Annotated in this window: 21 protein-coding genes; 13 read left to right on the forward strand and 8 right to left on the reverse strand. The window is 69.7% G+C overall.

Going from position 1 to position 25223, the window contains the following annotated elements; all coding sequences use genetic code 11:
- The first annotated feature begins 66 nt into the window (after positions 1–66).
- Positions 67–906 (forward strand): helix-turn-helix transcriptional regulator, encoded by an 840-nt coding sequence (locus ACNI65_RS19945; RefSeq protein WP_416758902.1) that lies wholly within the window; start codon positions 67–69, stop codon positions 904–906.
- Positions 907–922: 16 nt separating this feature from the next.
- Here ACNI65_RS19945 and ACNI65_RS19950 read toward each other — a convergent pair whose 3' ends face one another.
- Positions 923–1834 (reverse strand): LysR family transcriptional regulator, encoded by a 912-nt coding sequence (locus tag ACNI65_RS19950; protein WP_416758904.1) that lies wholly within the window; start codon positions 1832–1834, stop codon positions 923–925.
- A 133-nt stretch (positions 1835–1967) separates the two neighbouring features.
- Between ACNI65_RS19950 and ACNI65_RS19955 the strand changes: the two genes are divergently transcribed.
- Positions 1968–2693: an SDR family NAD(P)-dependent oxidoreductase gene (locus ACNI65_RS19955; RefSeq protein WP_416758905.1), complete on the forward strand. Its 726-nt coding sequence runs from the start codon at positions 1968–1970 to the stop codon at positions 2691–2693.
- Positions 2694–2722: 29 nt separating this feature from the next.
- On the forward strand, positions 2723–2959 hold the full coding sequence (locus tag ACNI65_RS19960; protein WP_416758906.1) for a tautomerase family protein: 237 nt from the start codon (positions 2723–2725) through the stop codon (positions 2957–2959).
- Positions 2960–3014: 55 nt separating this feature from the next.
- Here the strand turns inward: ACNI65_RS19960 and ACNI65_RS19965 are convergent, their stop codons facing one another.
- Positions 3015–3557, reverse strand: coding sequence for a hypothetical protein (locus tag ACNI65_RS19965; protein WP_416758907.1), 543 nt, complete (start codon positions 3555–3557; stop codon positions 3015–3017).
- 174 nt (positions 3558–3731) lie between these two features.
- Between ACNI65_RS19965 and ACNI65_RS19970 the strand changes: the two genes are divergently transcribed.
- The 3 genes from ACNI65_RS19970 (at position 3732) to ACNI65_RS19980 (ending at position 11021) form a co-directional block, all read left to right on the forward strand.
- Complete coding sequence (locus tag ACNI65_RS19970) at positions 3732–6965, forward strand: hypothetical protein (protein ID WP_416758909.1); 3234 nt, start codon at positions 3732–3734, stop codon at positions 6963–6965.
- A gap of 5 nt (positions 6966–6970) precedes the next feature.
- A complete protein-coding gene (locus ACNI65_RS19975; protein WP_416758910.1) occupies positions 6971–8731 on the forward strand; it encodes an SWIM zinc finger family protein in 1761 nt (586 codons plus the stop codon).
- 355 nt (positions 8732–9086) lie between these two features.
- The gene (locus tag ACNI65_RS19980) at positions 9087–11021 is read left to right on the forward strand and encodes a reverse transcriptase family protein (RefSeq protein WP_416758911.1); all 1935 of its coding nucleotides are present in this window, start codon (positions 9087–9089) and stop codon (positions 11019–11021) included.
- Positions 11022–11036: 15 nt separating this feature from the next.
- On the opposite strand, the gene ACNI65_RS19985 is transcribed toward ACNI65_RS19980, so the two are convergent.
- The 4 genes from ACNI65_RS19985 to ACNI65_RS20000 all read right to left on the reverse strand — a co-directional run bounded on the left by ACNI65_RS19985 (position 11037) and on the right by ACNI65_RS20000 (position 15408).
- The gene (locus ACNI65_RS19985; RefSeq protein WP_416758913.1) at positions 11037–11702 is read right to left on the reverse strand and encodes a YitT family protein; all 666 of its coding nucleotides are present in this window, start codon (positions 11700–11702) and stop codon (positions 11037–11039) included.
- A gap of 55 nt (positions 11703–11757) precedes the next feature.
- Complete coding sequence (locus ACNI65_RS19990; protein WP_416758914.1) at positions 11758–12786, reverse strand: amidohydrolase family protein; 1029 nt, start codon at positions 12784–12786, stop codon at positions 11758–11760.
- A 185-nt stretch (positions 12787–12971) separates the two neighbouring features.
- Positions 12972–14366, reverse strand: coding sequence for an RtcB family protein (locus ACNI65_RS19995; RefSeq protein ID WP_416758915.1), 1395 nt, complete (start codon positions 14364–14366; stop codon positions 12972–12974).
- 178 nt (positions 14367–14544) lie between these two features.
- On the reverse strand, positions 14545–15408 hold the full coding sequence (locus ACNI65_RS20000; protein ID WP_416758916.1) for a DUF4261 domain-containing protein: 864 nt from the start codon (positions 15406–15408) through the stop codon (positions 14545–14547).
- A 156-nt stretch (positions 15409–15564) separates the two neighbouring features.
- Here ACNI65_RS20000 and ACNI65_RS20005 point away from each other — a divergent pair, with 156 nt between their 5' ends.
- The 3 genes from ACNI65_RS20005 (at position 15565) to ACNI65_RS20015 (ending at position 19958) form a co-directional block, all read left to right on the forward strand.
- The gene (locus tag ACNI65_RS20005; protein WP_416763661.1) at positions 15565–16743 is read left to right on the forward strand and encodes an NAD(P)/FAD-dependent oxidoreductase; all 1179 of its coding nucleotides are present in this window, start codon (positions 15565–15567) and stop codon (positions 16741–16743) included.
- Positions 16744–17165: 422 nt separating this feature from the next.
- Positions 17166–17816, forward strand: coding sequence for a hypothetical protein (locus tag ACNI65_RS20010; RefSeq protein ID WP_416758917.1), 651 nt, complete (start codon positions 17166–17168; stop codon positions 17814–17816).
- A gap of 273 nt (positions 17817–18089) precedes the next feature.
- The gene (locus ACNI65_RS20015; RefSeq protein WP_416758919.1) at positions 18090–19958 is read left to right on the forward strand and encodes a DUF885 domain-containing protein; all 1869 of its coding nucleotides are present in this window, start codon (positions 18090–18092) and stop codon (positions 19956–19958) included.
- On the opposite strand, the gene ACNI65_RS20020 is transcribed toward ACNI65_RS20015, so the two are convergent.
- Positions 19870–20841, reverse strand: coding sequence for a LysR substrate-binding domain-containing protein (locus tag ACNI65_RS20020; protein WP_416758921.1), 972 nt, complete (start codon positions 20839–20841; stop codon positions 19870–19872). The genes ACNI65_RS20015 and ACNI65_RS20020 overlap by 89 nt on opposite strands.
- A gap of 141 nt (positions 20842–20982) precedes the next feature.
- On the opposite strand from ACNI65_RS20020, the gene ACNI65_RS20025 reads away from it, so the two are divergent.
- The 4 genes from ACNI65_RS20025 to ACNI65_RS20040 all read left to right on the forward strand — a co-directional run bounded on the left by ACNI65_RS20025 (position 20983) and on the right by ACNI65_RS20040 (position 24620).
- Positions 20983–21408: a RidA family protein gene (locus tag ACNI65_RS20025; RefSeq protein ID WP_416758922.1), complete on the forward strand. Its 426-nt coding sequence runs from the start codon at positions 20983–20985 to the stop codon at positions 21406–21408.
- 44 nt (positions 21409–21452) lie between these two features.
- The gene (locus ACNI65_RS20030; protein WP_416758923.1) at positions 21453–21845 is read left to right on the forward strand and encodes a GFA family protein; all 393 of its coding nucleotides are present in this window, start codon (positions 21453–21455) and stop codon (positions 21843–21845) included.
- Between the two features lie 139 nt (positions 21846–21984).
- Positions 21985–23325 carry an ATP-dependent RNA helicase DbpA gene (dbpA, locus tag ACNI65_RS20035; RefSeq protein WP_416763662.1) on the forward strand — a complete coding sequence of 447 codons (1341 nt, stop codon included), beginning with the start codon at positions 21985–21987 and terminating at the stop codon, positions 23323–23325.
- Complete coding sequence (locus ACNI65_RS20040) at positions 23322–24620, forward strand: DEAD/DEAH box helicase (protein WP_416758925.1); 1299 nt, start codon at positions 23322–23324, stop codon at positions 24618–24620. The genes dbpA and ACNI65_RS20040 overlap by 4 nt, the downstream gene beginning before the upstream one ends.
- Here ACNI65_RS20040 and ACNI65_RS20045 read toward each other — a convergent pair.
- Entirely contained in the window at positions 24592–25200 is a 609-nt protein-coding gene (locus ACNI65_RS20045; RefSeq protein ID WP_416758926.1) for a DUF2939 domain-containing protein, read from the reverse strand. The two genes, ACNI65_RS20040 and ACNI65_RS20045, sit on opposite strands and share 29 nt — an antisense overlap.
- Positions 25201–25223 lie beyond the last annotated feature (23 nt).

Consider the following 25223-nt stretch of genomic DNA (forward strand, 5'->3'; position numbering starts at 1 on the left):
GCGATCGTCGGCGCAGAATCCATCCCGGTGTAGTAGTGACCGTATCCAGGTATACGCCCTAACAGGATGACCGACGCCCTTCCCCCACTCGGCAGCTACCTCCGCGATCGCCGCGAGCGCCTGGACCCCGCGGCCTTCGGCCTGCCGATGACGCGACGCCGCACGCCCGGTCTGCGTCGCGAGGAAGTCGCGCAGCGCGCGCATGTGAGCCCGACCTGGTACACCTGGCTGGAGCAGGGGCGGGGCGGTGCGCCGTCCGAGGTCGTGCTCGACCGCATCGCCACCGCGCTGCTGCTGACCGACGTCGAGCGCGAGCATCTGTTCCTGCTCGCCTTCGGCCGGCCGCCCGAGCGCCGCGCGACGGAGGGCGACGTCGGCGTGACGCCGCGCCTGCAGCGCGTGCTGGACGCGCTCACGCTGAGCCCCGCAATCGTGAAGACGCCGCTATGGGACGTGGTGGCGTGGAATGCCGCCGCGGCGGCGGTCCTGACCGACTACGGCCAGCTCGCGCCCGAGCAGCGCAACATCGTGCGCTTGATCTTCTGCGACCCGCGCGTGCGCGCCGCGCAGGACGACTGGGAGAGCGTCGCGCGTTTCGTCGTCGCGACCTTCCGCGCCGATGCGGCCCGCGCCGGGGATCCGGCCAAGGCCGAGGCGCTGGTGCGCGACATCAGCGCGCGCAGCCCGGAGTTCGAGGCCCTCTGGCGCAACCACGAGGTGCTGGCCTTCGGCGAGGGCATCAAGCGGCTGCGCCATCCGGTCGTCGGTGTGATCGGCTTCGAGTACTCGGCCTTCTCGGTCGATGGCCGGCCCGATCTGGGGCTGGTGGTCTACCAGCCGATGTCGGCGCAGGACGAGGAGCAGGTCAGGCGCCTGCTCGCGCTGCGGGAGCAGCAATTGATCTGAGCCTGACGCACCGAACTCACGGCGCGAAGAGCGCCTGAGCCTCCTCGAAGACGCGCCGCAGGTGATCCGCCACCGTGCGGATCGGACGGTCCTTGCGGTCCTGCCCGCGGATCAGCAGCCACATCTCCCGGGACTCGCGCACCGGCGTCAGCGCGCAAGGCCGGAGGCCAGGCACCTGTCGGCCGATGTAATGCGGCAGCATCGCCAGCCCTGCGCCCGCGCGCGCCGCGATCGCCTGCGACATGTGGTTGTTGGCGCGCAGGGCCACCCGCGCGCGCGGGAAACTCCGCGCGAGCCAGGTGGCATCGGGCATGTCGGCGTTCTCCTCGTCGAATCCGACGAACACCGGCGGCTCGCCGCGCTCGACCGCCTCGCAGCGCGCCGGCGTGCCGTAACACCCGAATCCCATCGTGCCCAGCGGCTGCGCGATGTAGTCGCCATCGCGCGGCCGCGAGAGCCGCACCGCGATGTCGGCCTTGTGCCGGTCCAGGCTGACCGCGCGCAGGTCGGTGGCCAGGTCGATGTCCAGCGCCGGATGCGCGACCGAGAGCGCCGCCAGCCGGTCGATCAGGAAACCCTGCGACAAGGCCGGTGGCGCGTTCACGCGCACCAGACCGCGCACCGCGCCGTCCGCGCCGTCCGCATCCCCCTCCCGCGCGAGCTGCAAGGCCGCGGCTTCCATGTCGCTGGCCGCGGACAAGGCCAGGCGCCCCGCCGCGGTGAGCAGGTAGCCATCGGGCCGGCGGTCGACGAGCTTCTCTCCCAGCCGCGCCTCCAGCGACTGGATGCGCCGCGAGATCGTCGCGTGATTGACCGACAGCGCGCGCGCCGCCGCGGACAGACTCCCGTGCCGCCCCAGCGCAAGGAAGACGCGCAGGTCCTCCCAGTCCACGCCTTGCCGAAGCCCTGTGCGTTTTTGCTCAGCCATTGAGACAGGATAGCGTCTACCGGCCGACAGGGTCCGCTCCTAGATTCATGCCAACGCCGATCGAATCCCGATTCAACCGGCGTCCGTCAATCCACGGGATCGCCCAGATCCCGCATGAACAGGAGCTTCCAACATGTCCGCCTCTACTTCGTCGTCCGCCCGCCAGGTCGCCATCGTCACCGGCGCCTCGCAAGGCATCGGCGCGGCGCTCGTCGCCGCCTATCGCGCACAGGGCTACGCCGTCATCGCCAATTCTCGCCACATCCAGCAGGGTGATGACGCCGACGTCGTCGCCGTTCCGGGCCACATCGGCGACCGGCTCGTCGCGCAGCGCGTCGTGCAGACGGCGCTCGATCGCTTCGGCCGCATCGACACGCTGGTCAACAACGCCGGCATCTTCATCGCCAAGCCCTTCACCGAGTACTCCGCTCAGGACTTCCAGGACGCGCTGGCCGTCAATGTGGCCGGCTTCTTCCACATCACGCAGCTCGCCTTGCCGCAGATGCTGAAGCAGCGCCACGGTCACGTCGTCCAGATCACGACAACGCTGGTGGATCAACCGATCACCGGTGTCCCGGCCGCGCTCGCCAACCTGACCAAGGGCGGGCTGGACGCGGTGACGCGCTCGCTGGCCATCGAGTACGCCAAGTCCGGCGTGCGCGTGAACGCGGTGCGGCCCGGCGTCATCAAGACGCCGATGCATGCGCCCGAGACCCACGAGTTCCTCGCCGCTTTGCACCCGATGGGCCGCATGGGCGAGATCAGCGAGATCGTCGACGCGGTGATGTACCTGGAACACGCGGCCTTCGTCACCGGCGAGCTGCTCAACGTGGACGGCGGCCAGCACGCCGGCCGATGATCCCCGCAGGTCCTCAACCGGAGCGCCCCATGCCCTACGTCAACATCAAGGTGACCCGAGAAGGCACCGCCCCCGGCGCCAGCGCCACGACCCCTGAGCAGAAGGCGGCCCTGATCCAGGGCGTCAGCGACCTGCTCTTCGAGGTGATGGGCAAGCCGCATCACATGACCTTCGTCGTCATCGACGAGGTCGAGCTCGAGAACTGGGGCGTCGGCGGACTGCCGACAGCGGAGTTCCGCCGCCGACAGTCCGGGACGCCGGGCTAGGGAGGCCCTGGAGATCGATTCAGTCGTGTGGTCCGGCGGCCGGATCCACAGCCGCTCAGCCGCCCTTGATCCGGATCGTGAAGGTCAGCTTGTAGCTGCCGCCGTCCCCGCTGTAGTTCAGCGGGGACAGCGCGGTCTCGGTGGTCACGTTCGGCACGACGAAGCTGTGCCAGCCGAGGTACTCGTCGTTGGACAGCGAACTCGACACCAGCGACGACAGCTTGGGCCCGACCACCGAGCGCAACTGCGCCGCGGTCAGGTTGGACCAGCCGCTCTGCCCGTAGATGTTCCAGAAGGACTGCATCATCAGCTGCAGCACCCCGCCGCTGCCGAGGTCCGGATCCCAGTCCTCCTCCAGCAGCCACGCGAAGACGAAAGCCCCGCCGCACTCGGCCTCGTCCACGATCTGACGCGTGTTGACCGTGCGGCCTTTCAGGAAGTGGTTGTCCCAGTCGGGATCCCGCACGCGGATGAGCTTGCCGCCCGGCACGTTGCGATGTGCCATGAACACGAGCACGTAGGGCGAATCGCCGCCATCACCCTCGCTGGTGTCGTCCAGGCACTTGATCTGCGTGACCATCAGTTGACGTGTCGGCATGGGACCTCCCTGCGTGTTCCGCATCGCGGCCACCGCCCGGATCGGGCCGTGAGAAAACCGTGAAACCGCCGTGACCCAGACTAGGCAGGCCACCATCGGGGGCCCATCCCTAGGTCCATCACGGACTCGGCGTTTCACCCCCCTAGAATCGCCCGACGCCAGGGGGAGAAGCACTTGAGGAAGATCGCATCCGCGACGCTGACGCGCGTTCATCCACGCGAGCGACGCTGCACGGTCGAGCTGGTCGAGCTCGATTTGCCAACCGGCCGCGACAGCACCGCCCGATATGTCGTGAACGTCCGCCAGGACAGCGGCGAGTCGTCGCTGACCGCCTCGCCCTGCACGCTCGCCGAGGCCGAACGCCGCGCCCTTGATTTCCTGCGTCGACGCCTCGCGGCCGGCGAGACACTCGTCCGCCGCGAGGGCTTCGATGCGCTCGGCGCCGAACCCACCAGCACCACGCCGGTTCAAGCCGCCGCAGCGACAACCACGACACGGGTCGCCGCCGCCGTGCCGGCCGGCCCGGTGCCGCCCGCCATCGCCGCCCTCGTCGCGCGTTTCGAGCCCGCCCGCTGGAAGCTCGAATCGGTGGACCGTCGCAGCCGCGCCGCCTGGCGTGTCGCCGAATGCAGTGACCTCAGCGAGGCCGACCCCGCCGCGCAACGCGCGCTGCGCGGCCTGGTGCCGCGCCTGGCCGAGTTGCTCGAGAGCGGCTCGGACCTGCTCGACCTCTGCCTCGCCGCCGCGATCGGCCGCCTGGGCGACGCCGGTGCCGCCGACGCGATGGCCGTGCTGGCCGAGCGCGGACGCAGCCCCGCGACGAAACGCTACGCGCATCAGGCGCACCTGATGCTGCTGTCGCCCGACGACCTGCGCGCGCGGACCGGCCTGATCGCGAGCCAGTGGGACGCGGAACTGGCGCTGCCGCTTCAGGGCCCGGCGCTCGTGCTCGCGCTGCTCGACTCGCTGGAGGCGCGGCGCCTGGACTGGCCCGACCTGATGCAGGACTGGTACGACCTGGCGCTCGCTCGGACCGAGGTCCGCGAGAAGGTGCTGGACCTGCTGCGCGCGCTGCCGGTGCAGGCGGAGGCCTTCCAGGCGATGCGCTACGTCTACAAGACCGCGGAGCTGCGCCGCGATGCGGAAGTCCTCGGCCTGCTGCATGCGCGTTTCGAGAACACCCGGCCGGCCCAGGGCCATCTCACGACGCGCAACTACCTCGACCCCAGCACCGGCGAGTGGATCGTCCGCAGCGGCGGCAGCAAGCGCAAGCCGGCGCGCGCCTACGGCCGCCGCACCCGCGAATACCTGCGCCTGCGCGGCTGGCGCGGTCTGCGCCGCCTCGCGGCGATCGGACATCCGCAGGCGGCGGACCTCGCCGTCGAGCTGCTGCTGGGCCTGCGCGACGACGAGGTGCCCGCCGCCTCCAACGAACCCAGCTACGAATGGACGCGCGGCGGCACGGTCCGCACCGACCGGTACTACTTCGCCGGCGCGCATTGGCTGATCGTCTCGCGGCTGCTGGTGCCGGGCCTGGCGACGCTGGGCACCGGGCCGCGCACGCGGCGCGTGTGGACGCGCGAGCCCATCGACGTCAGCCGGCCGCTGCCGCAACGCGTCGAGGGACTGCGCGGGATGTGGGACGCGCATCCGGAGGCGCTGCTGCGACTGGCGCTGGCCAGCCGCAGCGCGCTCGTGCAGGCCGTGGTCGCTCGCGCGCTCCAGGACCATGGCGACTTCATGCTGCGGCAGCCCGCCGCCGTGCTGGAGTCGCTGCTGCGCAGCCCCTATGCGACCGCCGCCGAGACCGGCTTCGCCGCGGCCCGCCGGCACATCGAGGCCGGCGACATCGCCGCGCAGGTGCCCTGGCTGAAGCTGCTCGCGTCGAGCACGCATGTCGGCGCGCGCGACTTCGCGCTGCTGCACATCGCCGCGGATCCCGGCAGCTTCGCGCGGCACGCGGACCTGGTGGTCTCGCTGCTGCTCAGCGCCCAGGACCGCGCGCGCAAGCAGGGCCACGGCCTGGCGCTGCTCGCCGAGCCGCAGGCGCTCATCGATGAACTGCTCGCCGCGCTGCTGGCCGCCGATCCCGCCGACCCTGGCCTGGCCGACGGCGTGGCGCTGATCGAGCAGCTGCTCGCCGGCCCGTTCGCGGAGCCCGCCGCTGCCGCGGTGATGCCGAGACTCGGCGCGCTGCTGCCGCTGCTGGACCACCCCGCCGCGGCCGTGGTGGGTGTCGGCGTCAGCTGGCTGCTGCTGCATCCCGCGGGCGTGGCCTTGCTGCCACCCGCGTTGATGTCGCGCCTGATCACCGCCGAGGATCCCGAGCGGCGCGCCAGCGGCGTGCGGCTGCTCGCCGCGCTGCCCGACGACGTGCTGCGCCGCCAGGTCGAATTGATCGGCGACCTCGCCACGCACGCCCATGCCGGCATCCGCGCCGCGATCGGGCCGGCGCTGCTGCGCGTCGCCCGTGACGATGCGGACTTCGCGCGCGAGATCGCCGATCGCCTGCACCGCTCGCTCTTCCACACGGAGGCTGGCGACGGCGCCCATGTCGACGCCTTGTGCTGGCTGACGCAGGACCTCGCCGCGCACGCACCGGCTCGCGATGCCAGCGGCGCGTGGCGCGCGCTGCAGGCCCGCAGCACCGGCGCGCAGCGTTACGGCGCCTGGGCGTTGTCGGGCCTGAGCGCGGACGACTTCAGCCTGCGCCAGCTCGCGACGCTGGCCCGCCATGCCGACGCGCAGGTGCGCGCCTGGGCGATGACGGGCCTCGACCATCGGCTGCCGCCGGTGCCCACGCCGGAGCAGTCCGAGCAGTTGCTGCCCTTGGCCGAGTCCACCTTCGATGACGCGGTCGAATACACCCGCACGCTGTTTGGCGAGCGGCTGCCGGACGATGCGCTCAGCGTCGAGTTGCTGATCACCTGGGTCGACCATCCGCAAGCCTGGGTGCAGGCACTGGGCCGCGCGCGGTTGGTGCGCCGCATGAGCGCGGCCGATGCCGCGTTGTGCCTCACGCGCCTGAGCCAGCATCCGGGCACGCAGGTGCAGCTCTTCGTCACGCAGTGGCTGCTGGAGCTGCCCACCGACGACGCGCCGCGCCTGGCCGCACAGTTGCGCGCGCTCACGCCCTACTTCCTCACGGTGCTCAGCCAGGTGCATCGCGGCCGCGCGGCGAAGTCCCGCATCACCGCCTTCCTGCGCGCGCAGACGGAGGCGCCCGAGACCGCCGCGGTGGTCGCCGAGATCTTCGCGCGGCAGGTCGTCACGGCCAGCCTCACCGACAAGCCGCAGTACGTCGCCGGACTGCGCGACATCGCCGCGCGCCATCCCGGCATCGCGCTGCCCTTCCTGACGTGGAAGACGCCCGCCGGCGCCACGTCGTCCCACGCTCCCACCGCCTGACGACGATGCAGTTCCGCTACAAGTACCACGGCAGCACCAGCGTCGACGACACCGCGGCGTCGCAGTCCTTCCACTTCGCCGCCGACGCGCTGCGGCCACCCACCGCCTTCGACGCGGCCTTGCGGCGCGACTCGCATGCGCACCTCGCGTTCCGCGAGGCCCTGTCCGCGCTGCACGCGGTGGTCGTCAGCGACCAGCGCTATCGCGGCCGCGACAAGTCCGCCTACCGCCAATGGCTCGCGGAGAACGAGCAGTCGCTGCTCGCGCGTTTCATGTCGCGCAGCGAGACGCTGAAGGCCGACGCCGAGGGCATCAACACCGAGCTGAAGTCGCTGCGCTCGCGCAAGCTGGAACTGCTCGCGCCCTTCTACAAGGCGCAGCAGGCCTACTTCAAGTGGCTGTACTGGAACCACCGCGACGCCTGGTACGTGCTGGATCCGGTGATCACCGTGCATCCGGAGCGGCTGCTGTTCGAGGCCTTCAGCCAGGACGAATCGACCTACTGCGCCGTCAGCGTGCGGCACGACGTCTTCGACCGCACCGGCGCAATGGCCTGCGGCACGACCAACATCGACTACTCGGCCAGCCTGTACGAGGAGTTCCAGAAGATCCGCGACTACAAGACGACGCGGCTGCAGCTGGACACCGCCGGCTTCACCGTCGGCACCGGCGATGACCCCGAATGGCGCGAGGAGAAGATCGACCTGCCCGACAGCTGGGTGCGCGGCTTCCTGCAGGTCTCCAGCGCGATGACGCTGCCGGCCACCGTCGTCGATCTGCATCCGATGGACCTGCACAACCTGTGCGCCGCGCTGCGCCAGCGCAAGGAACGCGCCGGTCCTCGCTCGCTGCGTTTCGAGCTTTTGCCGGACGGTCCCGCGCGCCTGGTGCTCGAGCCCTGGAACCTGGCCTTCACCGCGCGGCGCAGCGCGATCGTCGGCGCGCCCTTGACCGCGCCGCAGACGATCCGCGTCTGGGGACGGCGCCGCCTGCTGACGCTGGAGCGCCTGATCGCGCTGGCCACCCGCGTGCGCGTGCACCTGCTCGGCACGGGCCTGCCCAGCTTCTGGGTCATCGAGCTGGGCGACATCACCGTCACGCTGGGCCTGTCGGGCTGGAGCGCCAATGACTGGTCCGACGCCGGCCGGTTCAATCTGCTGCAGCCGCGCCAGGACGTCAGCGAGGCCACGACGCTGGCGGTCGCCGACGCGCTGCAGGCGCAATGGATGGGCTCGTCGAGCGAGCTCGCCGCGCGCACGCAGCTGCCACGCTCCGACGTCGACGCGGCATTGGGACTCTGGGTCCAGGCGGGACGCGCGGTCTTCGATCTGCCTTCGGGCCGGTATGCGTGGCGCGAGCTCTCGCGTGAGCCGCTGCCACTGGACACGCTGCGCTTCGCGAGTCCCGAGGAATCCGCGGCGCTGGCGCTGATCCACGACAAGCGCGTCAAGCTGCGCGACATCACCGAGCAAGGCACGCGGCTTGTCGTCGATGGCACGGCCCAGGTCAAGACCGGCGGCAAGGACGTGCAGCTCCAGCCGCGCCTGATCCTGAACGCCGATCACCAGCTGATCGACGGTCAGTGCGATTGCAACTTCCACCGCCAGAACCGGCTTCGCCGCGGGCCCTGCGCGCATCTGCTCGCGCTGCGCCAGCTCGCGCAACCGCGGCTGGCGGCGTGGTCCCCGCCTGTCACCGCGAGCACGAGCAGCGGTGCAACACCTGGCACCGCGAGCGTCCCTGGCATTGATCCGGAGGCGGCATGACGCGGGTTGTGGTTAAACTGATTTCGAGTGCAGCGCGCAGGCTCTTGCAACCCGGACGGTGTTTCGCCGTCCTTGCCACCTGCCGTTCCATGCGTCACGGGCGCCGTCTTCACTGTGCCGCGCAGGCCTACCGTCGCAGATTCCGATTTGGCTTCCCTGAAGCGAATCGTGCGACGGTAGGCCGCGCGGCGTCGAGTGGACATCGCCCGTCCCTCAAGCCTTTCAGGCTCTTCGACGAGAAGCGCGCTGCACTCCCCTTCTTCCTGCGGAGCTCCCGGCTGAGCTCCCCGCTCAGTTGCCCGCTGAGCTTCCCGTTCTTCGCTGCGGTCTCGCCGCGCCACCCCGGAGGCGCCGCATGAGCGACCGCGTGCCCACCCGCGCCGAGATCATCGAGCGCATCCGTGCGTCGTCCAAGGACGCGTTCATCCTCGAGGAAATGCAACGCCTGGGCTTCTGGCCCGCCGGCCAGGGCGAACCCGCGATCGAGGCCGCGCTGATCCAGCGCGAGGTCGAGCTGATGAAGGCGCTCGATCAGGTCCAGCAGGACCTGCGCGCCCACAGCGATCCCGAAGCCGCGCTCAAGCGCATGCGCGAGGAGCGCCTGGCGCAATCGCGCGCGAAGCGCGAGGCGACGGCGCAGGCCCGCGAGCAACGACGCCATGAACGCGCGCTGCGCTGGCACGATGCGCGCAAGACCGATGCTGGTTATCTGGGCGACGGCGTCTCCGGCGGCCTGCGTCCGCCCGCCACCGGTGCGCCCGCGCGTCCGCTGGCCGAGGGCCTGCCCGCGCTCGCCGAGCCGCTGGACCTGGCCCGCGCGATGGGCCTGACGCTGCCCGAGCTCAAGTTCCTGTGCTTCCACCGCGAGGTCGCGCGGACCACGCACTACCGCCGCTTCCTGCTGCCCAAGAAGACCGGCGGCCACCGCACGATCTCCGCGCCGATGCCGCGGCTCAAGCGCGCGCAGTACTGGGTGCTGGACCAGGTGCTGGCCAAGGTGCCCTGTCACGGCGCCGCACATGGTTTCCTGCCCGGCCGCGGCATCGTCAGCAATGCCACGCCGCACACCGGGCAGGACGTCGTGATCAACCTGGACATCCAGGACTTCTTCCCGACCATCGGCTTCCCGCGCATCAAGGGCGTGTTCCGGGGCCTGGGCTACGACGAGCGCGTCGCCACGATGCTCGCGCTGCTGTGCAGCGAGAACCCGTGCGATGAGCTTGAGGTCGACGGCGAGCGCTTCTTCGTCGGCGGCAAGGGACGCGACCGCGTGCTGCCCCAGGGCGCGCCGACCAGCCCGATGCTGACCAACGTGCTGTGCCGCAAGATGGACCGCCGGCTGCAGGGGCTCGCGGACAAGCTCGGATTCGTGTACACGCGCTACGCGGATGACCTGACCTTCTCCGCCTCGGGCGAAGCCGCCGGCAAGGTCGGCACGCTGCTGCGCCAGGCGCGGCACGTGTTGAAGGACGAGGGCTTCACGCCGCATCCCGACAAGCAGCGCGTGATGCGAGCCGGGGCGCGGCAAGAGGTCACCGGGGTCGTCGTCAATGACAAGCCGTCGGTGTCGCGCGAGGAACGCCGCAAGCTGCGTGCCGCGCTGCACAAGGCCTCGCGCGAGGGCCTGGAGGCGGCCACCTGGCACGGCCAGCCGGCCACGCGCGAGGTGCTCGTCGGCTACGGCCGTTTCGTCGCCATGGTGGATCGCCAGCAAGGCGCGCCGCTGCTGCAGCAGGCGCTGGCGCTGCCCGGTGGATCGACGAAGCGCCGCTCCGCGTTCGGCGCGCTGTTCCGTCAGAAGTCCGCGGCCGGTGAGACCCCCGCGCTCGCGCGCGGCGCGTGGTGGTTGCCCGCCGAGCGCCCGCTGCCCGAGCTGCAGCAGACCGCCGGCCAGATCAAGGCGGCCCGTCAGGCCCGCATCAACGCCGAGCGCGCCGAACGCCGCGGCGACAAGCCACCGACGCTCAATCGCGCCGATCAACGCCGGGCCGCGCAAGCGCAGCGCCAGGCCGAGTACGAGGCCCGGCGCGCCGCCTACGCCTCGGGCGGTGGCGTCGGCACACCCGAGGCCGCGCGGCACGCGACCGGCGACTCACGACCCTGGATGCTGTACGTGAAGCAGTTCGCGGTGATGGGCGGCATCGCCCTCGCGCTGAAGGCACCGCTGATCTTCTACGCCGGCGTCATTCACCTGCTGCTGCGCATCAAGTCGCGCGACCGCACGTGGTGGGAGTTCTGGCTCGGCATCGGCGCGCTGATCCTGGTCAACGCGTGGCTGGTCCGGCGCTGAGCGCGCCGAGCGGCGTCACAGCACGGCGTAGCGGCCGGGCTTGTGGTTGACCGCGATGAAGAGATTCATCACGACGGCCGCGAGCACCGAGTACGCCACGCGCTGCGGCTCCACGACGGTGAGCGCGAGCAGCACGATGGCGCAGTCCATGCCCATCTGCACCTTGCCGGCGCGCCAGCCCTTGGCCTTCTGCAGGTAGAGCGAGACGATGGTCGCGCCGCCCAGGCTGGCCCGGTGCCGCGCCAGGAACAGGCAGCCCGAGCCCAGCAGCGCGCCGCCCAGCACGGCCGCGTAGGCCGGATGGATGCGGTCGATGGCGAAGAGCTTCGGTGAGAACTCGGTCAACACCGACAGCAGCGCGATCGAGATGAAGGTCTTGATCGTGAACTCGCGGCCCATGCGGGTCCAGGCGAACCAGTAGAACGGCAGGTTGATCAGGAAGAACAGCTTGCCCAGGCTGATGCCGGTGGCGTAGTGCAGCACGAAGGCCGCGCCCGCCGTGCCGCCGGTGAGCAGCCCGACCTGCGCGAACAGGATCAGCGCGAGCGACACGAACAGCGTGCCGGTGAAGATCGCCTGGGCGTCCTCGAACAGCGTGTGCGAGCGGATCGCGAGGTCAGCGAGCGGCTCGACGGCTGGCGGCGTCGCGGTCGTGGGTTGGGGGTCGGGGCTGGCGCTCATCCCGGGCAAGCAGCAGGAAACATGCCCGGGAGTGTCGCAGCAGCGGCGGCTCCCGTCAGCGTCCCTGCGCCTTCAGGCGCGCGTCCAGGCGAGGAAACACCCGCCGCGCGTTGCCCTCGTACACCAGTTGGCGCTCGGCCTCGTCCAGGTGCGGCGTGGCCTCGATGTAGCGCCTGGTGTCGTCGAAGTAATGCCCGGTCTCGGGATCGATGCCGCGCACCGCGCCGATCATCTCCGACGCGAAGAGCACGTTCCTCACCGGGATCACCTGGGCCAGCAGGTCGATGCCGGGCTGGTGATAGACGCAGGTGTCGAAGAACACGTTGTTGAGCAGGTGCTCGTCCAGCAGCGGCTTCTTGAGCTCCTGCGCCAGGCCGCGGAAGCGTCCCCAGTGATACGGCACCGCGCCGCCGCCATGCGGGATCAGGAACTTCAGCGTGGGGAAGTCCTTGAACAGATCACCGGTCAGGCACTGCATGAAGGCGGTGGTGTCGGCGTTCAGGTAATGCGCGCCGGTCGTGTGGAAACACGCGTTGCAGCTGGTGCTGACGTGGATCATCGCGGGGATGTCCAGCTCGACCATCTTCTCGTACAGCGGGTACCAGTGGCGATCGGTCAGCGGCGGGCTGGTCCAGTGACCGCCGGAGGGATCGGGGTTGAGGTTGATGCCGACGAAGCCGTAGTCCTTGACGCACTTCTCGAGCTCGGGGATGCAGCTCGCGGGGTCGACGCCGGGGCTTTGCGGGAGCATCGCCGCGCCGACGAAGTGCTCGGGGAAGAGCTCGGCCACGCGGGCGCAGAGCTCATTGCAGATCGCGGCCCAGGTCGATGAGGTCTGGAAGTCGCCGATGTGATGCGCCATGAAGCTGGCGCGCGGGCTGAAGATGGTGAGGTCGGAGCCGCGCTCCTTCATCTTGCGGAGCTGGTTGGTCTCGATGGACTCGCGCAGCTCGTCGTCGGAGATCTTGAGCGAGCTCGCGCTCGGCGCGCGGGCCGGGTCGTTGAGGGCCGCGATCTGCAGGTCGCGCCAGGCGCCCAGCGCCGCGGGGGCCGTCGTGTAGTGTCCGTGGACGTCGATGATCATGGGGGTCCTTCTGCCTTCAGCCTCGAGGGTCGCAACGCCGCATGGCGCGGCCGAGCCGGCGTCGACTGCGGCGGATTGTGGACACGAGCGCCCCGTCGTCCTAGTTATGGCCCGGACTAGCTGCTATTCAGATTCGGCATGGCGACGGCCAGGGGTGCTCTCACCACCCGAGCCGCCGCGGCCGATCAAGCCTTGAAGGTCACCCACGGCCGGAGCTTCACGACCGCGTCGATGAGCCCGGCCTCGGTCTGGGCCTCGATCACCGGTCCGATCGGCTTGTAGGCCTCGGGGGCCTCCTCGATGCGGCGTTCCTCGCGCAGCGTCACGCAGTGCCAGTCGGCGCCCTCGCGATCGACCGGTTGCAGCCGGCGCGTCTCCTGTCGTCGCACGCGGCGACCCGCGCCATGGCTGCAGGACCACAGCCAATCGGGATGCCCGCGACCAAGCGCGACATACGAGCCGTCGCCCATCGATCCCGGAATCAGCGCGAGCTGTCCTTCGTGGGCGGGCGTTGATCCCTTGCGATGGATGTTCAGGCCGTGCTCGCGCAGCACGACGTTGTGCGGCACGTCCACGACCAGATGTGTGTCGTCGGCGCCGAAGCACAGCGCGAACTCGCGACGCACCATCTCCGCCAGCACCACCCGATTGGCCCAGGCGTAGCGGGCCGCGACGCCCATGGCCTCGAGGTACTCGCCCGCAAGCGGCCCGGTGAGCGCATACAGCCGGCTCTCCGGGTGGCGCACGCCGGCCGGCCAGGCCTCGCGGGCGCGGTCCATCCAGCGCGCGCCGACATGGAAGCCCATGTCGCGCGAGCCGCTGTGGATCATGACGACGACATCGCCGACACGCAGTCCATGCGCATAGGCCGCGTGTCGATCGAGCACGCGCTCGACGACCTGCAGTTCAACGAAGTGGTTGCCGCCGCCCGGCGTGCCGAGGCAGGGATCGCGATAGCGTTCACGGCCATCGACGTAGGCATGCGGCGCGTGGCGCGAGTGCCCATCGAGGCTGTCGAGGCCCACGCAGCGCGCCACCTCGGCAGCGAGCCGGTCCCGGTCGACGCCGGCCCACAGGCCCTCGGGCGCGAGCCGGTCGATGAAGGCGAGCGGCCCTGCGTCGAAGAGCGCCTGGAAGGCCTGCGTGGGCGTGGGCACGTTGCGGGCGTTCTTCAGCAGGGCCGCCTTCAATCGCGCGATCAGCGCGGTCTGGTGGGGCGCGACCTGCGCCAGCGACAGGCCGGTCGTGATCAGGCGCATGCCGCAGTTGATGTCGGTGCCGATGGCTGCCGGGATCACGACGTCCGCGGGCGTGGCCACGACGGCGCCGACCGGCGCGATCGTGCCGGGGTGGAAGTCCGGCGTCGCGCAGGCGGCGCAGACAGCGTCGTCGCCGTCGGGCGTCTTCACCGAGGCGAAGTCCAGCAGTTGGCGAACCGCCTTTTCCTCCAGCGGCAGCGAGGCCGGCAGCAGGATGGTGGCTTGGGCGCGTTCGTTGCGGACGGTGTAGATGCCGTCCTCGAGACGCAGGTCGATGCGCGCGCGAGCGAAGGCGCGCTGGAGTCGATGGAAGTGGGACATGGTGCTGTGCACTCCGGGGCCGGGAGGCCTCCGAGGCCTGGTGGGTCCAGGCGAAAAGGGGCAGCCGCCGGCGAAACGCCGTGGCTGGGAGCCTTTCCTGCAGCAGCAGTCAGAAAAGTGGGCGCGAGTCTAACGAGCCGGACGAGATCCGGCAACCCGAGCCGGCTTCACTGCGTCCTCACTTCGTCCACACCACCCGATAGACGTCCTGGCCATCGCGCCAGTAGGACTTGTCGTGGCGCACCACGATGCCCAGCGACGGCGAGTCGCCGATGGTGTCGCCGTCCTTGATGACCGGTCCCTTCGAGACCAGATAGGTGGCCGTGCCGGTGATCAGCGACAAGACCTCCGACGCCGGGCGTTTCACATCCTTGGCCTCGAGCTCGCGCAGGTCATAGACGTTCATCCCCTCGGTGGACATCGACACGCCCTGCGGTCCGCCCGAGATGCGGAAGTCCACCCACAGCCAGACCGGTGGCAGGTCGCGGCTGGCGCGCGAACTGGCCTTGACGAACATGTCGCGAGGGCGCAGCGCCGACATCCAGTAGCTGGCGATCGCGTTGTCGTTGCCATCGAGCAGCGCCGCCGTCAGGTCGGTCAACAGCAAGGCGCGATCGAGCCGATCCAGCTTCGTGCCGAGCAAGCTCACGATGAGTTGCGCGCGATGCTGGGCAGCGTCAGCGCACGCGGTCTTCCAGAACCAGGCCGCCGCGCAGAGATCGTCGACCTGCCCGTCCGGCAGCGGCCGGTCCAGCACGCCGACCATGGCGGTCCCGCCCGCCACGCGGAACAGCATGACCTCGGGCTCCGAGGACGCTGGTGCGGCTTTGGACGCTGCCTTCGCCTCGGGCTCGACCTCCGTCACCGTCATCTGCCCCTTCACGCGCGCTCGCAGACGCTGCTCCAGGCGCGCTTTCACCGTCTTGGCGTCGGGCAGCTTGGGCTCGCGAAGCAGCACGAAAGTCAGGACGTCGTCCGACGCCTCCGCGGCATGGGCGGGCGTGCCCGTCAGGGCAAGAAGGGCGGCGAGAAGCAGTCGCATGGTTGATCGGCGAATTCGATGGCGCCGGGAGTATCGGCGAAGCCCCGCCCAGGCCCGATCGGGCGCATGCGGTAAGCTCCCGCGCCCGCAGCGATGCGCAGTTCGCGCGCCGCCGGGCATCGATTCAATGGACGAAGGGAAGCAGTTGTGCAGGATGTGGCGGACACCGATGTCGTGATCATTGGCGCGGGCGCCGCCGGGCTGATGTGCGCCTTCATGGCCGCGCAGCGCGGGCGCAGCGTGCGGCTCATCGACCACGCCAACAAGGCCGGCAAGAAGATCCTGATGTCGGGTGGCGGCAACTGCAACTTCACCAACCTGTACACCGAGCCGGCCAACTTCCTCTCGCAGAACCCGCACTTCTGCAAGTCGGCGCTGGCCCGCTACACGCAGTGGGACTTCATCGCGCTGGTCAACAAGCATCAGATCCCGCACCACGAGAAGAAGCTCGGTCAGCTGTTCTGCGACAACAAGTCCATCGACATCCTGCGCATGCTGCTCAACGAGTGCGAGGCCGCCGGCGTCAAGCCGGAGCTCGACACCTCGGTGCAGACGATCGAGAAGACGGACGCGGGCTACGTGCTCGCGACGTCCGCCGGCGCGATGCGTTGCCAGTCGCTGGTGATCGCCACGGGCGGCTTGTCGATCCCGACGATGGGCGCGACGGGGTTCGGTTATCAGGTCGCGAAGCAGTTCGGCCACCACCTGTTGCCCACGCGCGCGGGGCTGGTGCCGTTCACGATCACGGACCAGTTGAAGGACCTGTGCAATGAGCTGAGCGGCACCTCGGTGGACTGCCTGGTGAGCTGCAACGGCAAGAGCTTCCGCGAGAACATCCTGTTCACGCACCGCGGGCTGAGCGGCCCCGCGATCCTGCAGATCTCGTCGTACTGGCTGCCGGGGCAGGCGGTGGAGATCAACCTGCTGCCGGATCTGAACGTGCCGGAATGGCTCGCGCGCCAGCGCAACGACCGGCCCAACGCGGAGCTCAAGACGCTGCTGGCGGAGCTGTTCACGAAGAAGATGGCGACGCTGATCGGCGAGCAGTGGTTCGTTTCCAAGCCGATCAAGCAGTACACGCACGCGGAGCTGGAGCAGATCGCCGAGCGGCTGTCGGCGTGGCAGGTGGTGCCGGCGGGGACCGAGGGCTATCGGACGGCCGAGGTGACGCTGGGCGGCGTGGACACCAAGGAGGTGTCGTCCAAGACGATGGAATCGCTGAAGTCGCCGGGGCTGTACTTCATCGGCGAGGTGCTGGACGTGACGGGCCACCTCGGTGGTTTCAACTTCCAGTGGGCGTGGGCTTCCGCGCACGCGGCGGCGCAGTTCGTGTGAGGGGTGGCGGCACCGCGAGGTCGAGTCACGCCAGAAAGACAGACGGCCCCCGAAGGGGCCGCCGCGTTGCGGGGTTCTCTATCGCGTTGAACGCGAACTCCCATTCCAGCTGGGACCCGATCACTCGGGCGGCACTACCTATCTCACCCCACTGCGTGTAGATCTTCAGGAGAGGGAGTCTATGCGGCCCCACCATCGAGATCCTTAGTACCAAGCCTTCCCCGCATGCCGCCTAGCAGCACCCGGTAGGTGATTGACTTGGCACAGTGAGCAGAACACGGTCGAGTACTGATCGAAGGTTGCAAACACGCCACGCGGAATGCCATGCGAGGCCAACTTCCAACTCGCTTGATTCAGCGCAAACTGCGCCGACACCTTGAGAGAAAGCATGACGACCCGATCACGCACGAGGGTTCGCCGTCATGTGCAACGTCTCCGCCGAACGCGGGCCCCATCTTCAGGGCCTCGCGGACGATCTCTTCGAGGTCCCTATGGCTGACCACCAGGAGGTTGTTCGCCCCCACCACCGTTTCAAGAACGTGGTGCGATGCGGAAAGCCATGGGATCTCTCACATCTCGATCCGTTCGCATTCCGCGTTGATCCAGGACTCGGCTTCGAAGTGACCGTCGTGGTTCTCTTCTCAAGTCATTGCTTCACGCGCTCCGTTTCGCGCGATGGCCGCCCTAAGTCATCAATCCCAGTGGACGAACTTTTTGACGATGGTCGCGAGCTTCGTGTCCTCTGCGAGCGCAGGTACGAGTTGTCGAAACGCCATCTACCCGCGTTGGTCCGCGAATTGCGCCAACGTTCGATTCAAATCGCTCGCGACAACCCGCAGAATTTCGTGTCGATCAAACGGCCGGAAGGCTGCGACGACGGCGAGGGCCGACAACATTACGTCATGTTTTTTGAAGTCGTCCGTGACACCAAGCGCAAAGGCCGTCTGCTCATGCAGATTCAATCTGCGTACTCGGTGGATGCCTCATCGCAGGAGCGCTTCCGGCTCCGTCGCCGCATCGCATTCCTGAACCTCCTCAAGCTCACCTCTTTGCGCCGACGCATTTCCGGATGAGCACAAAGACAGACGGCCCCCGAAGGGGCCGCCGCATGCGGGGTTCTCTATCGCGTGAGACGCGAACGACCAGTCCAGCTGGAACCTGAGATTCAGGTGGCTCTACCCTTCACACTCCGCCCAGGTAGATCTTCGAGAGGCGCAGTCTAGTGGCCTGCGAAAGGCCATGCAAGATGGCCGAGTGACAACGTGTTGCCGTCAACCGGGGAGTGACGAATAGCCACGCCCCTCGCTGCCCGTTCCAATCGGCGCGTTGTCGACCAGGGAGAACCCATGACGAAGACTTTCGCGGCGCCGGCCTTGCGGCGCCGTTCCGTGCTCGCGGCCAGCCTGGCACCCCTCCTCGCCGCCACGCCCGCCTGGTCCGCCGCGACCGCCATCGCCAAGGCCGATGCATCGAGCGCGCGCACCGCCGCCGACTTCGACACCTGGGCCGCCCGCCTCGCCGCCGATCGCATGCGCGAGCAGCCCCAGCACGCCACCGCCATGCAGTACTTCGAGCGCCCGATCCAGGATCGGCTCGATGGGCAATGGGACTCGCTCTCGCGCGAGCATGAGCTCGCGGCCATGGCCCGCGATCGCCGGGCCCTCGCCGAGCTCGCACGTTTCCCGCGCGACGCCCTCTCACCCTCGCAACGCGCCTCGGCCTCGCTCATCGCCTGGGCCCTGCAGCAGGACGTCGACGATGCCCCGTTCATCGACCACGGCTACGTCTTCGAGCACATGGACGGCGTGCATGTCGGCCCGATCACCTTCCTGGTCCAGGAACACCCGCTGCGCGACGCTCGCGATGTACGCAGCTTCCTGCAACGCATGGCGGGCCTCGCCGCGCTGATGGACCAGGGCATCGCCCGCGCCCGTGCCGCGCAGGCCAAGGGCGTGTTGATGCCGCGCTTCATCACCGCCACATCGATCGGACAGATCGAGCAGTTCATCGCCGCCAAGCCCGCGGACAACCCGCTCGTGAGCACGCTCGCCGCGCGCATGGCCGCCCTCCCCGACATGACGCCCGCCGCGCAGCACCGCGCGCGGCGTCAGGCCGAGGCCATCGTCGCCAAGTCCGTCGTGCCGGCCTGGCGTCGCGGTCTGACGCTGCTGCGCGCGCAGCTGCCGCTGACCACCGACGACGCGGGCCTGTGGCGCCTGCCCGATGGCGACAAGCTCTACGCGCTGCGCCTGCGCGGCAACACGACGACCACGTTGTCGCCGGCCGAGATCCACGCGATCGGCTTGCAGCAGGTGGCGCGCATCGAGTCGGAGATGGACGGCCTGCTGCGCCACCTCGGCTACACCGACGGCAACATCGAGCAGCGCTTCCGCGCGATGGACGCGGACCGCCAGCCCAAGGAGGCCGCGCCCCAGGCGCAGCTGCTGGCGCGCTACACCGACTACCTGCGCGACGCGCAGCAGCGCGCGCGCAAGCTCTTCGACATCGTGCCGCAGGCCGCCGTCGAGGTCCGGCGCGAACCCGCGCTCACCGAACCCACCGCGTCCGCGCACTACACGACGCCCGCCCCCGACGGCACGCAGCCAGGCGTGTTCTGGGCGCCGCTCGGCGGCCCGACCTACGAGATCGCGGACATGCGCACGCTGGTCCATCACGAGGCGATCCCGGGCCACCACTTCCAGCTCGCGATCCAGATGGAAGCCAAGGAGCTGCCCTACTTCCGCCGCCGCCAGGTCTTCTCCGCGGGCTCGGCCTATGTCGAGGGCTGGGCGCTGTACGCCGAGCAGCTCGCCGTCGAGAACGGCTGGTACGAAGGCGATCCGGTGGGCCACCTCGGTCAGCTCTACGGCGCGCTCTTCCGCGCTCGACGGCTCGTGGTCGACACCGGCCTGCACGCGATGAAGTGGACCCGCCAGCAGGCCATCGACTACGGCATCACGCCGCAGGAGGTCGACCGCTACGTGACCTGGCCCGGCCAGGCCTGCGCCTACATGCTAGGCCGGCTGCGCATCGAGGCCCTGCGCGAGCAAGCGCGTCAACAGCTCGGCGACCGCTTCGACATCAAGCAGTTCCACAACACCGTGCTGCTGACCGGCGACGTGCCGCTCACGGTGCTGGAGCAGGTCGTTGGAGAGTGGGTCGTGGCGGTGGCGGAGCGCCCGCCGGGCTCGTCCCCGGCGCATGCCGCGCCATGAGCGACTCCACCCACTCAATGAAGACACGCAGCTTCGCGCTGACGTGTCGATGGGGCGGATAGGCCACGTACATCGGCATCGGATCGAGCGCCCAGTCCTCGAGCAGCGCGACGAGCTCGCCGCGCGCCGCGTGCGCATCGGCCATGTAGCGCGGCAGCCAGAGCACGCCCATCCCGGCGAGCCCCGCCGCGAGATAGGCGTTGCCATCGTCGACGGCCACCGCGTAACGCCCGCGCACGTCGACGGTCTCGTCACCGCGTCGCATCTCGATCGACGCAACGCGGCCCACGCTGGAGCGCAGGAAACCGACGATGCGGTGGCGCTCGTCCTCGATCTCGCGCGGATGCGACGGCGTGCCGGCCGCCTGGAGATACGACGGCGCCGCGTAGACGCCCAACGGCAGGTCCCCGATGCGTCGCGCGACCAGCGCCGACACCGTGACCTCACCGCCTCGCAGCACCGCGTCCACGCGGTCGCCGATCACATCGACGATGCGGTCGCTGACGCCCATGTCGAGCTGGATCTCGGGATACCGCGTGTGGAACTCGGGCAGCGCGGGCATGAGGATCAGCCGCGCGAAGGGACTCGGCACGTCCACGCGCAGCCGGCCGCGCGGTGAGGCGCTCGCGTCCGACAACGCGGTGTCGGCATCGTCGAGCTCCGACAGCACGCGCACGACGCGCTCGTAATACGCGGCGCCATCGGGCGTCACGCGGACCTGCCGCGTCGTGCGATGCAGCAGCTTCACGCGCAGCCGCGCCTCGAGCTGTTGCACCAGCTGCGTCACGGTCGTCTTGCTCAGGTGCAGCGTCTGCGCGGCCTTGGTGAAGCTGCCGGCCTCCACCACGCGGGCGAAGGCCTGCAATGCATCGAATCTGTCCATCGAGCGGTCCTGATTGTTTGGGATCCCCAAACAGTCATTGTGCGACCTGCCTGTTTATCGATGTCCGCGCGATTCCTAAAGTCCCTGCATCGCCTCCTCGTTTCCCTCGAGGCGTCTTCAGACTTCAAACAGGAACTTCCCATGACCGCACGCGATGTCGTTTTCCCTCCCGGCCGTCAGGCGCTGTACGAGCGCAACCGCTACTCGCCGGCGATCCGCGCCAATGGCCTGCTCTTCGTCTCCGGTCAGGTGGGCAGCCGCCCTGACGGCTCGCCGGAACCCGAGCTGGAGGCGCAGGTGCGCCTCGCCTTTGACAACCTCAATGCGATCCTCGCGGCCGCCGGCTGCAGCTTCGACGACGTCATCGACGTGACGGTGCTGATCGTCGATCCGGACCAGAAGTTCGAACGCATCTGGCCCATCGTCGGCGAGTACTGGGGCGAGGCACCGCATCCGACGCTCACCGGCATCGGCGTGACCTGGCTCTACGGCTTCGATTTCGAGATCAAGGTCGTGGCGAAGCTGCCGGAGGCCGCCTCGGGCAGCGCCTCGGAAGGCGCGGGCTGATAGATTCAGCCCCATCGCTCTGCGGAGCGCCCTGGAGCCCCGTCATGTCCCGCTTCACTGCCAGTTGCCTCTGCGGCGACGTGCGGCTGGTCGCCACCGGCCTGCCCTACCGCGCCGGCGTCTGCCACTGCCTGGACTGCCGCAAGCATCACGGCGCGCTCTTCCATGCCTCGGGCATCTTCCCCGAGGACGCCGTCGCCATCACCGGCCTGACCCACGAGTACCGCGGCCGGCACTTCTGCCCGCGCTGCGGCTCCTCGGTCTTCTCGCGCTCCGGCGACGAGATCGAGGTCAGCCTCGGCGCCCTCGACGCCCCGGATCAGCTGCGGCCGACCTACGAGCTCTGGACCGTGCGGCGCGAGGCCTGGCTGCCCGAATTCCCCGTGGCCAGACGCTACGAGCGTGACCGCCTCAACACGGATCGCCACGAGCCTTGAGCCCCCGGGCGCGTTTCCGGGCCATTTGCACGGACAATCGCGCATGACCCGCAACGACCCTTCCGGCGCCCGCGCACCCGCGCCAGCCGCCGCTTCCGGCGCCAACGCCGCCTTCGACAGCCTCCCGCTGCCCCCGACGATGCTGGCCACGCTGCAGCAGCTGGGCTACCTGTCGATGACCCCGATCCAGGCCGCCAGCCTGCCGCTGACGCTGGCCGGCCGCGACCTGATCGCGCAGGCCAAGACCGGCAGCGGCAAGACCGCCGCCTTCACGCTGCCGCTGCTGGCCAACCTGAATCCGCGCCGCTTCGCCGTGCAGGCGCTGGTGCTGTGCCCCACGCGTGAGCTCGCCGACCAGGTCACGCAGGAGATCCGCCGGCTCGCCCGCGCCGAGGACAACATCAAGACGCTGACGCTGTGCGGCGGTGTCCCGATCCGCAATCAGCTCGCCAGCCTGGCGCACGGCGCGCACATCATCGTCGGCACGCCGGGCCGCATCCTCGACCACCTGCAGCGCGAGACGCTGTCGCTCGAGGCGCTGAACACGCTGGTGCTCGACGAGGCCGACCGCATGCTCGACATGGGCTTCGCCGAGGACATCGCGCAGGTCGTCGCGCATTGCCCGAAGGCGCGCCAGACGCTGCTGTTCTCCGCGACCTATCCGGACGGCGTCGCGTCGATGGCCGGCAAGTTCATGCGCGATCCGCAGGAGATCACGCTGACCGAGCGCCACGCCGCCACGAAGATCCGCCAGCGCTTCTACGAGGTCACCGAGAGCGAGCGGCTGCATGCCGTGGGCCTGCTGCTCAACCACTTCCGCCCGGCCAGCACGCTCGCGTTCTGCAACACCAAGCAGCAATGCCGCGACCTCGTCGCGGTGCTGCAGTCGCAGGGCATCGTCGCGCTGGAACTGCATGGCGACCTCGACCAGCGTGACCGCGACCAGGTGCTGGTGCGTTTCGCCAACCGCAGCTGCAGCGTACTCGTGGCCACCGACGTCGCCGCGCGCGGCCTGGACATCGCGCAACTCGAGGCCGTCATCAACGTCGACATCACGCCCGATCCCGAGGTCCACGTGCACCGCGTCGGCCGCACCGGCCGCGCCGACGAGGAAGGCTGGGCCTTCAGCCTCGCGAGCCTCGATGAAATGGGCCGCGTGGGGCGCATCGACGTGCTGCAGGGCGGCGCCAGCGCCTGGCATCCGCTGTCGGAGCTGACCCCGGCCGCCGATGGCAAGACGCTGACGCCGCCGATGACGACGATCCAGATCCTGGGCGGCCGCAAGGAGAAGATCCGTCCGGGCGACGTGCTGGGCGCGCTGACCAAGGACCTCGGCATCGAGGGCACGAAGATCGGCAAGATCAACGTCAACGACTTCTCGACCTATGTCGCCGTGGACAGCGCGATCGCCAAGGACGCGCTGCGCGGCCTGAACGCGGGCAAGGTCAAGGGCAAGTCCGTGAAGGCGAGGCTGCTGTGAGCGAGTTCGCGACCCTGGGGCTGTCCTCCCCGCTGCTGCGCGCGGCCGAGGCGCTGGGCTTCGACGCCCCCACGCCCATCCAGGCCGCCGCGATTCCCGCGGTGCTGACCGGGCGCGACGTGCTCGGTTCGGCCGCCACGGGGTCGGGCAAGACGGTGGCGTTCGCGTTCCCGGTGCTGCAGCGCATGGACGCGGCTGGCCGGCCGGCGCTTCGCCGCACGCATGTGCTGGTGCTGGTGCCCACGCGCGAGCTCGCGGTGCAGGTCGGCGAGACCTTCCGTGAGATCGGCCGCCACCTCGACGACCCGATCAAGCTCAGCGTGCTGTATGGCGGCGTGTCGATCAATCCGCAGATGATGGCGCTGCGCGGCGGCGCGGACGTCGTCGTCGCGACGCCGGGCCGGCTGCTGGACATCGTGGCGCAGAACGCGCTCAAGCTCGGCGAGGTCGACTGCCTGGTGCTCGACGAAGCCGACCGGCTGCTGGATGCGGGCTTCGCCGAGGAACTGGACCGCGTGCTGGCGCTGCTTCCGAAGAAGCGTCAGAACCTGCTGTTCTCCGCGACCTTCCCCGACGCGGTGCAGGCGCTGACCGCGCAGCTGCTGCGCGATCCGATCCGTGTCGAGCTCGCGCATGAGCCGAGCTCGCAGGCGCGCATCGAGGAGCACGCGGTGGAGGTCGACGCGGCCAAGCGCACGCCGCTGCTGCGTCACATGATCGAGCGCGGCGAATGGTCGCGGGTGCTGGTCTTCGTGGCGACGCGCTACGCCTGCGATCACGTGGCCGACAAGCTGCGCCGCGCGGGCCTGGAGGCGGCGGCCTTCCACGGCGATGCGAGCCAGGGTGCGCGCATGCGCACGCTGCAGGACTTCAAGGCGGGCCGGATCCGGGTGCTGATCGCGACCGACCTCGGCGCGCGCGGCATCGACATCGCGCAGCTGCCGGTGGTGGTGAACTACGACCTGCCGCGCGCGGCGGCCGATTACACGCATCGCATCGGCCGGACGGCGCGCGCGGGCGCGGACGGCATCGCGGTGAGCTTCATCAGCGCGGACACCGAGGCGCACTTCCGCCTGATCGAGAACCGTCAGGGCCGGCGCGTGCCGCGCGAGCGCATCGAGGGTTTCGAGCCCAAGAACGCATCCGCCGACTCGCTCGCCGATGCGCCGTCCGCTGCGGACCCCACCAACGGCGGACTCGATCCCAACGGCGGCATCAAGGGCAAGCGGCCGAGCAAGAAGGACAAGCTGCGGGCGGCCGCGGCGCTCAAAGCGCCGGCAAACGGATCTCGGTGAGCTGCCAGGACGCGAAGCCGTGGCGCGCGAAGACGAGCGCCGTGCGGCGGTCCTCGGTCTGACCGGCCCGGCGCGCGTAGAGCACGAAGGTGTTCACGCCCTGGTGCTCGGTGCTCCAGATGGGGTCGTGTTTCTCGCCGGGCGCGTTGCCATCGCTCCGGCCCTCGGGGTCGGAGGGCGCTTCGCTGCGATCACGTGAGCGGCCCGATCGCGCGGGCATCAGCTTGCCTTCCTGCATGACGCGCATGACGGACTCGGGCCGCACTAGCGCATCAACCATGCGGTCCACCAGCGCAGTCGCGAGCAGCGAGCCGAAGGCCGCGCCGGCCCGGGCGATGTCGCTGCCCGATTCGGAGGACTGGCCCAGGCGCGCATCGGCCGCGGCGGCGAGCTGGACCTTGAGGCTCTCGCGCAGGCGCGGGTAATCGACGCGTTCGCTGAAGGCATCGGCATCGCCGGCCCGCGCGGCGGATCGCATCTGATGGATCGCCAGCCACGGCGACCAGTACCAGTACGCGGCCAGCGCCAGGATCGCGGCGACGACGCCGCCCTTGACGAGCCGTTGAGCGGTGGGGGTCATGGGTTGCGCAGAAGCGTCGAAGC

Origin of the sequence: Roseateles sp. So40a, from assembly GCF_048081605.1 — a bacterium.
GTDB lineage: Bacteria > Pseudomonadota > Gammaproteobacteria > Burkholderiales > Burkholderiaceae_C > Roseateles.

Coding starts and splice junctions, on each gene's coding strand:
- ACNI65_RS19945 (WP_416758902.1), top strand. CDS start 67: ATGACCGACGCCCTTCCCCCACTCGGCAGCTACCTCCGCGATCGCCGC.
- ACNI65_RS19950 (WP_416758904.1), bottom strand. CDS start 1,834: ATGGCTGAGCAAAAACGCACAGGGCTTCGGCAAGGCGTGGACTGGGAG.
- ACNI65_RS19955 (WP_416758905.1), top strand. CDS start 1,968: ATGTCCGCCTCTACTTCGTCGTCCGCCCGCCAGGTCGCCATCGTCACC.
- ACNI65_RS19960 (WP_416758906.1), top strand. CDS start 2,723: ATGCCCTACGTCAACATCAAGGTGACCCGAGAAGGCACCGCCCCCGGC.
- ACNI65_RS19965 (WP_416758907.1), bottom strand. CDS start 3,557: ATGCCGACACGTCAACTGATGGTCACGCAGATCAAGTGCCTGGACGAC.
- ACNI65_RS19975 (WP_416758910.1), top strand. CDS start 6,971: ATGCAGTTCCGCTACAAGTACCACGGCAGCACCAGCGTCGACGACACC.
- ACNI65_RS19980 (WP_416758911.1), top strand. CDS start 9,087: ATGAGCGACCGCGTGCCCACCCGCGCCGAGATCATCGAGCGCATCCGT.
- ACNI65_RS19985 (WP_416758913.1), bottom strand. CDS start 11,702: ATGAGCGCCAGCCCCGACCCCCAACCCACGACCGCGACGCCGCCAGCC.
- ACNI65_RS19990 (WP_416758914.1), bottom strand. CDS start 12,786: ATGATCATCGACGTCCACGGACACTACACGACGGCCCCCGCGGCGCTG.
- ACNI65_RS19995 (WP_416758915.1), bottom strand. CDS start 14,366: ATGTCCCACTTCCATCGACTCCAGCGCGCCTTCGCTCGCGCGCGCATC.
- ACNI65_RS20000 (WP_416758916.1), bottom strand. CDS start 15,408: ATGCGACTGCTTCTCGCCGCCCTTCTTGCCCTGACGGGCACGCCCGCC.
- ACNI65_RS20010 (WP_416758917.1), top strand. CDS start 17,166: ATGTGCAACGTCTCCGCCGAACGCGGGCCCCATCTTCAGGGCCTCGCG.
- ACNI65_RS20015 (WP_416758919.1), top strand. CDS start 18,090: ATGACGAAGACTTTCGCGGCGCCGGCCTTGCGGCGCCGTTCCGTGCTC.
- ACNI65_RS20020 (WP_416758921.1), bottom strand. CDS start 20,841: ATGGACAGATTCGATGCATTGCAGGCCTTCGCCCGCGTGGTGGAGGCC.
- ACNI65_RS20025 (WP_416758922.1), top strand. CDS start 20,983: ATGACCGCACGCGATGTCGTTTTCCCTCCCGGCCGTCAGGCGCTGTAC.
- ACNI65_RS20030 (WP_416758923.1), top strand. CDS start 21,453: ATGTCCCGCTTCACTGCCAGTTGCCTCTGCGGCGACGTGCGGCTGGTC.
- dbpA (WP_416763662.1), top strand. CDS start 21,985: ATGCTGGCCACGCTGCAGCAGCTGGGCTACCTGTCGATGACCCCGATC.
- ACNI65_RS20045 (WP_416758926.1), bottom strand. CDS start 25,200: ATGACCCCCACCGCTCAACGGCTCGTCAAGGGCGGCGTCGTCGCCGCG.